General features: G+C 41.4%; 16 protein-coding genes. 4 read left to right on the top strand and 12 right to left on the bottom strand.

Features of this window, described 5'->3' with window-relative positions:
* Positions 1–127: IS3 family transposase (locus HMPREF0027_RS11475; protein ID WP_155812108.1), on the top strand; the 127-nt coding region annotated here is incomplete at its 5' end.
* 52 nt (positions 128–179) lie between these two features.
* Here HMPREF0027_RS11475 and lolE read toward each other — a convergent pair.
* The 11 genes from lolE to prfA all read right to left on the bottom strand — a co-directional run bounded on the left by lolE (position 180) and on the right by prfA (position 9,716).
* Positions 180–1,430: a lipoprotein-releasing ABC transporter permease subunit LolE gene (lolE, locus tag HMPREF0027_RS01615; RefSeq protein WP_005621609.1), complete on the bottom strand. Its 1,251-nt coding sequence runs from the start codon at positions 1,428–1,430 to the stop codon at positions 180–182.
* Positions 1,430–2,110, bottom strand: a complete 681-nt coding sequence (lolD, locus tag HMPREF0027_RS01610; RefSeq protein ID WP_044024395.1) for a lipoprotein-releasing ABC transporter ATP-binding protein LolD — start codon at positions 2,108–2,110, stop codon at positions 1,430–1,432. The genes lolE and lolD overlap by 1 nt, the downstream gene beginning before the upstream one ends.
* A gap of 203 nt (positions 2,111–2,313) precedes the next feature.
* Positions 2,314–3,486, bottom strand: a complete 1,173-nt coding sequence (locus HMPREF0027_RS01605) for a lipoprotein-releasing ABC transporter permease subunit (protein ID WP_005621605.1) — start codon at positions 3,484–3,486, stop codon at positions 2,314–2,316.
* Between the two features lie 128 nt (positions 3,487–3,614).
* Positions 3,615–4,565, bottom strand: a complete 951-nt coding sequence (locus tag HMPREF0027_RS01600) for a 2-hydroxyacid dehydrogenase (RefSeq protein WP_005621601.1) — start codon at positions 4,563–4,565, stop codon at positions 3,615–3,617.
* Between the two features lie 56 nt (positions 4,566–4,621).
* Positions 4,622–5,476, bottom strand: coding sequence for a 3-deoxy-8-phosphooctulonate synthase (gene kdsA / locus HMPREF0027_RS01595; RefSeq protein WP_005621600.1), 855 nt, complete (start codon positions 5,474–5,476; stop codon positions 4,622–4,624).
* A 10-nt stretch (positions 5,477–5,486) separates the two neighbouring features.
* A complete protein-coding gene (locus HMPREF0027_RS01590; protein ID WP_005621598.1) occupies positions 5,487–6,074 on the bottom strand; it encodes a Fic/DOC family protein in 588 nt (195 codons plus the stop codon).
* Positions 6,043–6,231, bottom strand: a complete 189-nt coding sequence (locus HMPREF0027_RS01585) for an antitoxin VbhA family protein (protein WP_005621597.1) — start codon at positions 6,229–6,231, stop codon at positions 6,043–6,045. The genes HMPREF0027_RS01590 and HMPREF0027_RS01585 overlap by 32 nt, the downstream gene beginning before the upstream one ends.
* A 10-nt stretch (positions 6,232–6,241) precedes the next feature.
* The gene (locus HMPREF0027_RS01580) at positions 6,242–7,108 is read right to left on the bottom strand and encodes a SirB1 family protein (RefSeq protein WP_005621595.1); all 867 of its coding nucleotides are present in this window, start codon (positions 7,106–7,108) and stop codon (positions 6,242–6,244) included.
* Positions 7,108–7,980, bottom strand: coding sequence for a peptide chain release factor N(5)-glutamine methyltransferase (gene prmC, locus HMPREF0027_RS01575; protein WP_005621593.1), 873 nt, complete (start codon positions 7,978–7,980; stop codon positions 7,108–7,110). Before prmC ends, HMPREF0027_RS01580 begins: the two co-directional genes overlap by 1 nt.
* A 60-nt stretch (positions 7,981–8,040) precedes the next feature.
* Positions 8,041–8,571, bottom strand: coding sequence for a hypothetical protein (locus HMPREF0027_RS01570; RefSeq protein WP_005621591.1), 531 nt, complete (start codon positions 8,569–8,571; stop codon positions 8,041–8,043).
* A 62-nt stretch (positions 8,572–8,633) separates the two neighbouring features.
* Positions 8,634–9,716 (bottom strand): peptide chain release factor 1, encoded by a 1,083-nt coding sequence (gene prfA, locus HMPREF0027_RS01565; RefSeq protein ID WP_005621589.1) that lies wholly within the window; start codon positions 9,714–9,716, stop codon positions 8,634–8,636.
* A gap of 160 nt (positions 9,717–9,876) precedes the next feature.
* On the opposite strand from prfA, the gene dnaA reads away from it, so the two are divergent.
* The 3 genes from dnaA to recF are packed head-to-tail and all read left to right on the top strand — an operon-like array spanning position 9,877 to position 13,494.
* Positions 9,877–11,232, top strand: a complete 1,356-nt coding sequence (gene dnaA / locus HMPREF0027_RS01560; RefSeq protein ID WP_208853663.1) for a chromosomal replication initiator protein DnaA — start codon at positions 9,877–9,879, stop codon at positions 11,230–11,232.
* Between the two features lie 16 nt (positions 11,233–11,248).
* Positions 11,249–12,352, top strand: a complete 1,104-nt coding sequence (dnaN, locus tag HMPREF0027_RS01555) for a DNA polymerase III subunit beta (protein ID WP_005621586.1) — start codon at positions 11,249–11,251, stop codon at positions 12,350–12,352.
* A gap of 59 nt (positions 12,353–12,411) precedes the next feature.
* A complete protein-coding gene (gene recF / locus HMPREF0027_RS01550) occupies positions 12,412–13,494 on the top strand; it encodes a DNA replication/repair protein RecF (protein WP_005621584.1) in 1,083 nt (360 codons plus the stop codon).
* A 53-nt stretch (positions 13,495–13,547) separates the two neighbouring features.
* On the opposite strand, the gene HMPREF0027_RS01545 is transcribed toward recF, so the two are convergent.
* Positions 13,548–13,660 (bottom strand): superoxide dismutase family protein (locus HMPREF0027_RS01545; protein WP_044024214.1); only part of this gene is annotated, 113 nt, incomplete at its 5' end.

The raw sequence follows: 13,660 nt of genomic DNA, 5'->3' as shown, positions 1-13,660 counted from the left end.
CTTTGAAACTTTCGAACAGCTTGAGAAAGTGATTCACGAGTACATTCATTATTACAACAATGAGCGTATTCAAGTGAAATTAAAAGGACTCAGCCCTGTACAATACAGAACTCGGTCCTTAAATTAAACAGTCTAACTTTTTGGGGTCAGATCAAACTCGTGCTTTTTTCATCTCAAAGTTAATGACCGCTTAAGACTTTTGCCGGTTCTAATTTTGCTGCTCGGGTTGCCGGATAGAGGCTGGCGAATAGACTTAACACAATGGTTGCGATTAACACATAAGCGACATCTTGCCAGTGTAGTTCGCTTGGTAGGAAATCTACGAAGTAAACGCCGTCTGATAGCAGCTTGATACTGAAAAATCCTTCGATTGCTTTAATCATTACGGTTAAATTCAGCGACAGTATCACGCCGAGTATAATCCCTGCCAACGCCCCTTTCATACCGGATAATAAACCGTACCACAGAAAAATGCGTTTGATAAAACTATTATTGGCGCCAAGTGTGCGCATAATCGCAATATCACCTTGCTTATCTTTTACTGCCATAATCAGCGTAGAAATAATATTAAAACACGCAACACCGATCACTAATACCATTGCAATATACATCACGGTGCGCACTAGCTGAATGTCGTTATACATATAACCGAATTTTTCAATCCAAGTGTTGAGATACAGCGGTTGATTAAAGTTAGCGAGTTCCGGCATTTGCAGTTCTTGTACTTTGAACGGTTCTTTTAATGCCAACTCAATGCCCGAATATTCATTCGGTTGATATTCCAATAACTCTTGGGCTTTCTCAATCGGCAATAACGCATAGCTATGATCGAGTTGCCCTTCCAGTTTCAGTACGCTGGTTACCGGTAAGCTGAAACGTAACGGTTGAGCCAATTTGCCGTCCTCGGTCGGTTGCGGCAATAATAGCGTGACTTCATCACCAGCGGCGACTTCCAAATCTTTAGCAATACCGGCACCAAGAATCAAACCGCCTTGTTGATGGAAAGCCTGCCATTGCTCACTCGGAATATAATGGCTAAGCGAACTGACTTTATCTTGCTTAACCGGATCAACGCCTCGAACTTGGGCGATTTTCAATTGCGTACCGTTTTCGATCAAGCCGGTAAAGCTAACGAAAGGCGAAACCGCAGTCACATTTGGGTGACTTTTTGCAAGATTTTCCAGTTTTTTACCCGCTTGTATCGGGGCGTTTTCATTACCATGATAGGAATACAGCTCGGCGTGTGGAACAACGGAAAGCACACGCTGATTTAGTTCTCGCTCGAAGCCATTCATCGCACTTAAGCCGATAATTAATACCGCCACACCAAGCGCAATGCCGACACTGGAAAACAGCGAGATTAAGGAGACCAACCGATTTTTTTGTTTGCCTCGCTGATAACGCCAGCTAATAAAAAAGGGAGTATTCATTAATCTGCCTCGCTTAATACACCATCTCGCATCACAAAGCGACGAGCTAATTTATTTGCCAAATTTAGGTCGTGAGTAACTAACAAAAATGCGATATTTTGCTCGGCATTCAGTTGTTTGATCAGATCAAAAATACTTTCGGTGGTTTTTTGGTCGAGGTTACCGGTCGGTTCATCAGCTAACACGAGCGCCGGATTATTGACTAACGCACGGGCAATCGCCACACGTTGGCGTTCGCCACCGGAAAGTGCTGAAGGGCGATGGGTAATTCGGTGCGATAATCCGACCGCTTGTAGCATTTTTTCGGCACGATCTTGAGCTTCGCTTTTGTTTTGATTACCGATTAGCATTGGCATCATCACGTTTTCAAGCGCAGTAAAATCCGCCATTAAGTGATGGAATTGGTAAACGAAACCTAGATTTTGGTTACGTAGTTGCGCCAGTTTATTCGCACTTAATTTTTGTAGCGATTTTTGTTTGATCCAAACTTCGCCCGAACTCGGTTGATCCAAACCGCCAAGCGTGTGCAATAGGGTGCTTTTGCCTGAACCGGATGAGCCGACAATTGCAACTAATTCACCGCTATTCATCGAAAACGAAACGTCTTTGAGGACTTGCACCTTTTGGTTGCCCTCATCATAAAATTTGCTGATATTTTCACAGCGTAACAATTCGGTCATATTGTTTTTATCTTCATTTAAGTGGAAATATTTAGAACCACGGAACACACTGAATACACAGAAATTTTTTCCGTACTATCCGAGTATTCCGTAGTTAATAATATTTATATCCCAATCCGAGGTTTCTCTTGTAAACCACAGAACACACGGAATATATCATTACATTTTATTTTCCGTGTTATCTGTGTATTCCGTGGTTGAAATTATTCATATCTCAATGCTTGAGCCGGCTCAATTTTTGCTGCTCGGTATGCAGGATAAAGGGCACAAACCAATGACAACACAATCGAAGTCACGATAATTGTTGCCACCTGCATTGGTGAAATCAGTGTCGGCAGATGAATATTCGGATTGAGTAATGCCACAATCTCATCCAAATTGAGCGTGATAACCGCACCGATAATGCCACCCAAAATCGAACCGATTACGCCGACAATCACACCTTGGAAAATAAAAATTTGTGTCACTTGTCGTTTAGTTAAACCTTGGGTTTGTAAGATGGCGATTTCACCTTGTTTATCTACCACCATCAGACTGAGTGAGGTCACGATATTGGAAATTGCAACGATAATTATCAGGCTGATCAATAAACCCATCATATTTTTTTCCATACGAACCGCTTGGAAAAATTCACCTTTTTGTTCACGCCAGTCACTAATTTTGTAGTTATTTGCATCGAAATATTGGCTAAGTTCGGTAACTTGGAATGGATCTTGCAAATATAACCGCATACCTTGCACTTGGTCTTCAGTTATCCGCAGTAAACGACCAACATCGGCAAGATTGGCGAAAAGAGTATATTCGCTCGCTTCATTGTTAGTATGGTAAATACCGACCACGTTAAATAAACGCTGTACCGGCACACGCCCCATCGGCGTATATTGACTGTTTTCGGTAATCATCAAACGGATCTTTTCACCCGTGCCAATATTTAACTTGTTAGCAAGAGGTGAGCCGATCAATACGTTAAATTCACCTTGTGGCAAGAGTACTTTGACATTCTCGCCGAATAGCATCGGATCATCACTTTCATTTTCAACACCGAGTAGTTGACCGGCGTTGATTCCTTGCTGGCTTTGGATAATTACATTCGCTTTATTAATCGCTACGCTTTTACTAGCAAATGCCGGTAAGTTAAGTGATTGATTTTTATCGAAATATCCTTCTTGCGGTAACACAATGGCGTGCGGAAGTGTAGAAAGCAAATTGCGCTTTTGCATATTCTCCAGACCATTCATTACCGACAGCACGATAACTAATGCCATCACACCAAGCACGATCCCAAAACTTACCAAGTTAGTCACTAAGCGCCCAAACCGGTCGGCACTTTTGGAACGCCAATAGCGAAAGGCGATAAAAAGAGTTGTTAAATTCATAGTTTATATTGTTAGCCATTTATACCTAATACTCAAAAAGCAAGCGGTCAAATTTACCGAATTTTTGCAAATTTTCGCTAATTTTAAACCGCTTGTATCTTTTAGGAATCAGGCTATTTCGTGAAATGTTATTTTCCGTTGAGTACAAATTCTTCCATATTCTGCGTCACTTTATTCACTAAAGTAGTAACCGCCGAAGCGCTTGCCCACGCAACGTGCGGGGTAATTAATAAATTCGGTAAGCGTTTGGCTGCCTGCATTAACGGATTGTCTTTTTCCGGCGGCTCTTTGACTAATACGTCCAGCGCCGCTCCGGCAATATTTCCGTTCTCTAAAGCAGCTAATAATGCTGCTTCATCCACTAACGTGCCTCGGCCGGTATTAATTAAATAAGCGGTCGGTTTCATTAATGCCAAGGTTTCGGCGTTAATCAGGTTTTGAGTTGAATCGGTGAGCGGGCAATGCAATGAAATAATATCAGCTTGCTTAAATACTTCTTCAAAAGCGGTATAACCTTCACGAATTTCAGTTGCACCTTTGTGTTCTGCAAAAATTACCTTCATTCCGACCGCTTGTGCTAAGCGAGCGACTTCTGAACCAGTGTTGCCTTTACCGAAAATACCTAAGGTTGAACCACGAATATCGGTTACCGGATGATCGACATAGCAGAACTGCCCACAAGTCGCCCAACGATCCGAGGTAATTTGGTCTCGATGATAACCAATTAAGCTGTGCTTTAACGCAAAAATCATACCTAAAACGTGTTCCGGTACTGTTGTGGTGGAATAGCCAGTCACATTTTTTACCGCAATACCTAATTCTTTCGCCGCGACTAAATCAACATTATTGGTACCGGTGGCGGTAATCGCGATTAATTTAAGTTTCGGTAATTGAGCCAGTAATTCTCTGCCGAGTAATACTTTGCTGGTGACGATAATATCCGCATCTTTAGCACGCTCAAAGGTTTGTGAAGAATCGGTACTGTCGTATTCCGTCCAAGTATGAGGAAAGGAAGGGCGAGGAATTTCGTGGGTGGGTACACCGGTTTTATCCAGAAAAACGATATTAAGCACAGTCATGGAAGGCTCCTTAAATTTTTACCACGAGAAGTGATGACTCCCCGTGGTAATAGACATTAGTTTGACGTATCAATTTCTTCGAATGATTTGACTAAATCATCAATCGCTTTCATTTGGCTAACGAATGCTTCTAATTTTGATAAAGGTAAGGCTGACGGACCGTCACATTTCGCACTGTTCGGATCCGGATGCGCTTCAAGGAATAAACCGGCTAAACCGATCGCCATACCGCTACGAGCCAATTCAGTTACTTGATCACGGCGACCGCCTGATGCTGCACCGAACGGGTCACGGCATTGTAATGAATGAGTCACGTCAAAAATTACCGGACAGCCTTTCGATACTTTTTTCATAATGTTGAAGCCGAGCATATCCACCACTAAATTATCGTAGCCGAAGTTGGTACCACGGTCGCAAAGAATCACGTTTTCGTTACCACATTCCGCAATTTTTTCCACGATATTGCCCATTTGACCCGGGCTTAAAAATTGTGGTTTTTTCACGTTAATCACAGCACCGGTACGTGCCATTGCTTCGACTAAATCCGTTTGGCGAGCTAAGAATGCCGGTAACTGGATAATATCCACCACTTCCGCAACCGGTTTGCATTGATAAATTTCGTGTACGTCGGTAATGATATTTACACCGAAGGTATCTTTTAATTCTTGGAAGATTTTTAAACCTTCTTCCATACCCGGTCCACGGTAAGAGTGAATTGACGAGCGGTTCGCTTTATCGAAAGACGCTTTAAATACATAAGGCACGCCGAGTTTGTTAGTGACTTCTATGTATTTTTCACAGACACGCATTGCCATATCACGGCTTTCTAATACGTTCATACCGCCGAATAAAGTAAACGGCTTGTCATTCGCCACTTCGATATTGCCGACTTTTACGATTTTGTTGTTCATAAGATTTCCTTTATTTATTTGGCTCTAGCCGAGCTAAAATTATTTTCTCTAAAAGCGAATTATCACAATAGAGTGCAGATTTTTCAGAAGCGAGGATCATTTCTTGTTGTGAGACGCCATTAAAATGTAAGCGGTAACCAAATTTTTGTGCAAGTTGAATAATAAATTCACGTTGCACTCGACCATTCCCTTCTCTAAATGGATGTAAAATATTTATTTCGCTTAAATAGTAGGCTAATTTATTTGCTACTTCTAATTTAGATAATAGAAGAAAAGCTTCATTTTGATAACGTTTGTATAACTTAGCAAATTCAGGTTGAATGCGATGAGGACTAGCAAATACAGTTTTTCCTTTTGTTATTCCAACATCTCTAATTTCTCCAGCCCATTCATAAATATCATTGAATAGCCGACGATGAATTTCCTGTAAGTGTGCAAGATCGAAATTTCCTTCTACAGGCAATAAACGAAGTTTTATAGACTGCAGGGCGACAATGCGACTTTCTTTTTCTTCTAATTCTTGTTCCGTTTTCGCATTTAAGTTATTGAACAAAACACCATTTTTATCAGTGTAACGATCTAATTCCGCATATTTCATAGATATTTTTTTCTACTTCATCAAAGCTAATTTGATTCTCAATCCAAGCATTAAAGAGATTAAGTGTTTGCTGATCAAGATATAATCCTTCTAATAAGTTATTATCTATAGCAGCTTGAACTGCGTCTAATCGGAATTTTCGTTCTTGCTCTGTCATAATATAGCCCTTAATGTAATCTACTTTCTTTGCTTTTTTGCTCTAAACCTTTCATTTCGAGTTTAAGCATTACGGCGGAAGGATCTTCCGGACATTGATCGATAAAATAACTGAGATCTTCATATGCCGCTTGGTAGCAGTCCATACTTGCCAGCACCATTCCTCGATCACGAATTTCATACGGATCTTCTGGGCTAAACACAAGGCGGTATTCAATTACGCGTAAGGTTTCTTCGTATTTTTTCTCACGAGTCAGCGCCATTTTAAAGACGGTTTCTACTCGTTCAAGTAATTCGTGCGGCTGAGCTTTGTGCAGTAAATCCGGCGATAATTCAACGCCATAACCGACTTCGCCTTCAAGCCATTTAATCAAGAGTTCCATCGGTAAGAAGCTGCCGTCCCAGGGATTAATAAAACGTACCGTGGTTTTACCTTTTTCATCTTTCATTTCGGCACGTAAGATTAATTGTGTTGGGAAATTTACCGGATAAAGTGGTAAATCAAGCGCTGCTGCTAAATATAACACAATCGCGCCAACAGAAACTGGCATACCTTGATGACGACGAATCACTCGGTTAAGCAATAAATTATCCGTATGGAAATAACCTTCATAATCACAGTTAAATTTCCATTCTTGATAGACAAGATCAAGTAATTGTTGAATACGTTCGGCATCCGATGTGGCATTTACTTGATAACGGGCTTTTTTTACTAGTGCAGACATTAAACCCAATACTTGCGGTTCACTCAAGGAATCATCAATCAGTAACGTCAGTCGAACCATTTCTCGGTATAAATATTTTTGCAATTCGCTGCGACTGATTTCAATTTTCGGATCTTCCAGTTCTTTGAGTAATTCTTGAATAATATCGTCCATTATTTGGCCTTTCTTACTGCTTTCGTCATGCGGTCATTACCGCCGTAATCTTGGAATGAGGCTATTTCATCCCATTGATATTGTTGAAAAATTTGTTGAACCGCTTGAGCTTGCTGCCAACCGTGTTCTAACATTAATGCACCGTTATTAGCTAAGTAACGCGGTGCATTTTTAATAATTTTTTGCAAATCACTTAAACCGTCCTGTTCAGCAACAAGAGCGGAAAGAGGTTCAAAGCGTACATCGCCGTATTTCAGATTTTCATCTTGTTTATCAATATAAGGCGGATTGCTAACAATAAGTTCAAATTGCTGATTTTCAAGAGCGGAAAACCAATCGCTTTGTAAAAAGGTTACGTTTTGAAAACCTAAATTTTGGCGATTGGTTTCAGCAAGTACAACCGCTTCCGGTTTAAAATCCACGCCGATGATTTGGGCTTGATCGCCCAGTTCGGAAGCCAGTGCTAAGGCGATTGCACCGGTACCGGTACCTAAATCTAAAATTTGCAAAGTTTTTTGGATTTCTAACCGCTTGTAAGCCCATTCTAATGCGACTTCAACCAAGCGTTCCGTATCCGGCCGAGGGATTAACGTATGTGGTGAAACTTTTAACGGCAACGACCAAAATTCTTTTTCACCTAAAATATACGCCATTGGTTCGCCTTGTAAGCGGCAAGTAAGCAACGTCTCCAGTTGAGACATTTCCGTTTGGCTTAGTTCGGTTTCACTAAAAGCAAAAATTGCAGATTTTGAGCGTTTTGTGACTGCTTGTAACAGTATGTTTGCGTCCGTTTTAGGATGAAGATAGGGATCTTGAGCTAAATTTGCTTGTAACGCATTTACTGCATAAGCGAGCCATTCGGTATAAGTCATTAGAACCTTTTATCAGATTATTATAGGGCAGATAGCCTTCTGTCCCTACCAATGATGAGTTTAGTTTGTCGGGCGGACACAGTGACCGGTGCGCGCTGTATTTCCGACTTTTTGCTGAATAGTAAATGAATTCTGAGCGAAGTTACTTACCGCTAAATTAATTGGGTTGCTCTTTTTCGTCATCTGCTTGCTCAGTGCATTGTAGTACTGTTTTTCAGAGCTGTTTAACTCTAGATCCATTTTCAATGCTTGCTGAATTTCATCCGTATGCGCACGGGTTACGCTGCCTTGAGTAAATTTATATGTCAGGGTGTGGTTAGCATAGCTCCAAGTACCGTTACGATTAATATCATAGCTGAAAATCGGATTATCATTCGGTAACACCATTTTGCCTAAATAGGTCGCTTTACCGTCTTGGCTAAGTTTCACTTTATTACTTGTCGCAATGCTGCCGTCGTCCATACGGCATTCCCATTCACCGATAAAACTTTGAGTTGTCGCTTCACGGCTCGCTGATGGCGCATTACTGGTTGTGTAAGTGGTACAAGCGCTTAAGAGTGCAACTGCAGTTGCTAAGAAAATTTTATTCATATTTGCTTTCCAGAAAGTAAGAGTAAAAGATAGAAAGTGGCTAGCCCCACCTTCTATCCAAATTAAGCGTTATCAGAAAGCGCAGCTAACTGATCCGCTTGGTATTCGGTAATAATCGGCTGAATTAATTCGTCAATTTTACCATTCATTACTTCATCTAAACGGTAAACGGTTAGATTGATACGGTGATCGGTAATACGGCCTTGTGGGTAGTTGTAGGTACGGATCTTATCCGAACGGTCACCTGAGCCAAGTAAGTTACGGCGAGTATCAGCTTGTTCTGCCGCTTGGCGCTCTTGTTCAACCTGAACGATACGAGAAGCTAATACCGAAAGTGCTTTCGCTTTGTTTTTGTGTTGTGAGCGTTCGTCTTGGCACTCTACTACAATACCGGTCGGAATGTGTGTGATACGTACCGCAGAATCGGTAGTATTAACGTGCTGACCGCCGGCACCTGATGAGCGATAAGTATCAATACGTAAATCCGCTGGGTTGATTTCCGGCATTTCAGATTCCGGTAATTCTGGCATTACTGCAACGGTACACGCAGAGGTGTGGATACGGCCTTGTGATTCGGTTTTCGGTACACGTTGTACACGGTGACCGCCCGATTCGAATTTAAGTTGACCGTACACACCTTCACCGCTGATTTTAACGATGATTTCTTTATATCCGCCTTGTTCACTTTCGTTGGCAGACATTTCTTCGATTCTCCAGCGTTTGCTTTCACAGTAACGGCTGTACATACGATATAAATCGCCGGCGAAAATACCCGCTTCGTCGCCGCCCGTACCGGCACGAATCTCTAAGAATGCATTGTATTCGTCATTCGGATCTTTCGGCAGTAATAGGATTTGTAAATGTTGTTCCAAATTTTCGATTTCGGCTTTATTTTCCGCAATTTCTTCCGCCGCCATATCTTTCATATCCGGATCATCAAGCAGAATTTGTGCTTCTTCGATATCGTTGTTTAATTTTTTCCAACGATTGAAAGTGGTTACCACTTCTTCAAGTTGTGAATATTCTTTTGAATAAGCACGGAATTTGTCTTGATCGTTAATCACGGATGGATCGCCTAATAAGGCTTGTAATTCCTCATGGCGTTCACTTAGGCTTTCTAATTTGTTGATAATAGATTCTTTCATTGCTTTTATTTAGTAAATGATGGACAGAAATAGAGGAAATTATAGCGGAATTTTGGACAAATTGCTTGTATAAAAATCTAGAATGATTTTTTCTTGAAAATTTACAAGATTTCCACAGGATTTTAAGGTATTATTGACAGTTCATTTTAACTTTAATTCCTTGGAGCAAATCGTGTCTTCCCTTTGGTCTGATTGTCTTAATCACTTACAAACGAAAGTATCGCCGACTGATTACAGCACTTGGCTACGCCCTTTGCAGGCAAGTTTTGCAAACGGGGAGCTCACTCTTTATGCTCAAAATCAATTTGTTGAAAATTGGGTAAAAGATAAATTTTTGGCGGAGATCGTCGATCTTGCCCGCTTTTTATCTAAAAATGACAATTTAGCGGTTTCAATTCGTGTTGGTATTAAGCCGGCGGAACACAAACCGACTTCAGCCAGCACGACAAGCAACAATTCAAAAGAAGAAGTACAAGAAACCAATAAAAATTTTAGAACAGGTTTAAACGAATCGCTGACTTTTGAAAATTTCGTACAAGGTAAATCAAACCAATTAGCCAAAGCGGTCGCACAGCAAATAGCGGATAATCCGGGTGAAAGTCACTGTAATCCGTTTTCACTTTACGGTGGTACTGGTTTGGGTAAAACGCATTTATTGCATGCGGTCGGTAATGAAATTCTAAAACGTAACCCGCAAGCGAGAGTGGTCTATATTCACTCAGAGCGTTTTGTGCAGGATATGGTAAAAGCGTTGAAGGGCAATACGATTGAGAATTTTAAGAAATTCTATCGTTCACTTGACGTGTTGATGATTGACGATATTCAATTCTTTGCTAATAAAGAAGCCTCACAAGAAGAGTTTTTCCACACGTTTAATTCATTATTCGAGCGTAATAAACAGATTATCTTGGCTTCGGATAACTTCCCGAAAAATATTGAGAATATCGAAGAACGCATCAAATCTCGACTCAGTTGGGGGGTAAGCACCGCAATTGAACCGCCTGAATTGGAAACCCGAGTGGCGATTCTGATGAAAAAAGCGGAAGAGCGTGGAGTAGAGTTACCGGAAGAAGTGGCATTTTTCATCGGGCAAAAATTGCGTACCAACGTACGAGAATTAGAAGGTGCGTTAAACCGAGTGATTGCGTGGCGTAACTTTACCAAGCGTCAAATCACGATTGATGCAGTGCGTGAAGCGTTAAAAGATCTGATTGCTTCTTACGATCACTTAATTACGATTGAAAATATTCAAAAAACGGTTGCCGAATATTACAACATTAAAATGTCTGACTTAAAGTCAAAGAGCCGTACCCGTTCGGTTGCTCGTCCTCGTCAAATGGCGATGGCGTTAGCAAAAGAATTAACCAACCACAGTTTGCCAGAAATCGGGCGAGAATTTGGTGGACGCGATCACACTACCGTGATGCACGCTTGTAAAACGATTAATGAATTACGTGATACCGATAGCGGTATTCAAGAAGATTATACCAACTTAACCAGAAAATTATCGTCATAGGCGATAAGGGATTATTATGCAATTTACGATAACCAGAGAACAGTTACTTAAGCCTTTACAACAGGTCTGTGGCGTATTAAGCAGCCGCCCGACTTTGCCTGTGATTAATAATATTCTGCTTGAAATCGAAGGCGACCGTTTATCGTTAACCGGAACCGACTTAGAAGTGGAATTAACCACGGTGGCAACCCTTGAACAAGCGGTCGATTTTGCTGGAAAATTTACTATTCCTGCCAAGAAATTTCTCGATATTTGCCGTAGTTTGCCGGAAGATAGCAGCATTTCGGTACAATTCGAAGAATATCGTGCTTTAGTTAGAGCGGCTCGCAGTAAATTCAATTTAGCTACATTACCGGCAAGCGATTATCCGAATTTAATGGATTGGAAGCCGGAAGTGGATTTTTCGATTGAACAATCCACCCTTGCTCGTTTGATTGATGCGACTCAATTCTCGATGGCAAACCAAGATGCTCGTTATTTCTTAAACGGCATGAAGTTCGAAACTGAAGGCAATTTATTGCGTACCGTAGCAACGGACGGACACCGTCTAGCGGTTTGTACCATGGCGTTAAATCAAGAGTTATTAACTCATTCGGTGATTGTGCCTCGCAAAGCGGTATTGGAATTATCTCGTCTTGTTGCCGTGAGTGATGAAACGGTACGTTTAGAAATCGGTACCAGCAATTTACGTGTATCAATGAACGGTGTGGTGTTTACCTCTAAACTGATTGATGGGCGTTTCCCTGACTATCGCCGTGTATTACCACGAAACGCGGATCGCATTTTAGAAGCGGAAACCGAAGTGTTAAAACGTGCATTAATGCGTGCGGCAATTTTATCGAATGAAAAATTCCGTGGCGTGCGTTTAGCGTTAAGTGAAAACTTACTAAAAATTACCGCAAATAACCCGGAACAAGAAGAAGCGGAAGAGATCATTGACGTGGCATATCAAAGCCTGGAAATGGAAGTCGGCTTTAACGTGAGTTATTTGTTAGACGTGCTGAACACCTTAAAATGTGAGCGTGTGCGTTTCAATTTGGTGGATGCAAGTTCAAGCTGCCTAATTGAAGATTGTGATAACAGCACTGCTGAATACGTTATTATGCCAATGCGTCTTTAATCCTATTTGCGGAGCTACAATTATTTCTGTATAGCTCCGTGTTTTCCGTGGTTATTTTTATGCCCCTATCCAGATTAATTATCAATAATTTCCGTAATCTCCAGTCTATCGATCTTGAACTCAGTCCGAATTTTAATTTTATCGTAGGGCATAACGGCAGTGGGAAAACCAGTTTGCTGGAAGCGATTTTTTATTTAGGACACGGTAGATCGTTCAAAAGCCATATTAGTAATCGGATTATTCACTACCAAGCGGAAGATTTTGTGTTACACGGTCGTATTGACGAGGGGCAACATCAATGGTCGGTTGGTATCCAGAAAAAACGTTCGGGTGATACTTTGCTTAAAATTAATGGCGAAGACGGTAATAAGATTTCCGACTTGGCACATTTATTGCCGATGCAGGTGATTACGCCGGAAGGACTAACCTTGTTAAATGGCGGGCCGACTTTCCGTCGAGCGTTTTTAGACTGGGGGCTATTCCATCAATATACCGAATTTTATAGTTACTGGGCGAATTTAAAACGTTTACTCAAGCAACGGAATGCGGCATTACATCAGGTACGTAGTTATGTCGAATTAAAACCGTGGGATATTGAACTGGTTAAATTGGCGGAAACAGTAAGCCAAATGCGTGCGAGCTATGCGGAAGCATTACGGCCGGAAATTGAGAAAACCTGTCAGTTTTTCTTACCTGAATTGGAAATTGGTGTAAGTTTCCATCAAGGTTGGGAGCAAGGTGCCGATTATGCCGAGATTCTTGCTCAAGGTTTTGAGCGAGATAAAGCGACGGGCTATACCATGATTGGCCCGCAAAAGGCGGATTTCCGTTTTCGGGCGAACGGTTTACCGGTGGAAGATGTACTTTCCCGCGGGCAATTAAAATTGCTGATGTGTGCGTTACGTTTAGCTCAAGGCGAGTATTTGGTGGCGCAAAAAGAGCGCCAGTGTTTATTTTTGATTGATGATTTTGCCTCCGAATTAGATCCGACTAAGCGAGAACTATTGGCACATCGTTTACGAGAAAGCGGCTCACAGGTGTTTGTGACAGCAATTACTAAAGACCAGCTAAACCAAATGCAATGGCAAGAAAGTGAGCAGGATAGGCTGTTCCAGATTCAACAAGGGATGTTAACCAAATAACAAAAGGGGATGTGTTAAACATCCCCTTTTTCATACATTTAAATTTAATTATGTTATTTAATTACGCCACACGCCATACGAGGACCGCCACCGCCTAATGCTGCTGGGTGATCAGAGTGATTATCACCACCTGCATGGATCATTAATGAATGACCTTTTACTTGGC

It is taken from the genome of Actinobacillus ureae ATCC 25976, from assembly GCF_000188255.1.
In the GTDB taxonomy this organism is placed as follows: Bacteria; Pseudomonadota; Gammaproteobacteria; order Enterobacterales; family Pasteurellaceae; genus Actinobacillus; species Actinobacillus ureae.
The sequence above is the reverse complement of the archived record's forward strand: the minus strand, read 5'-3'. Positions and strand labels throughout refer to the sequence as shown.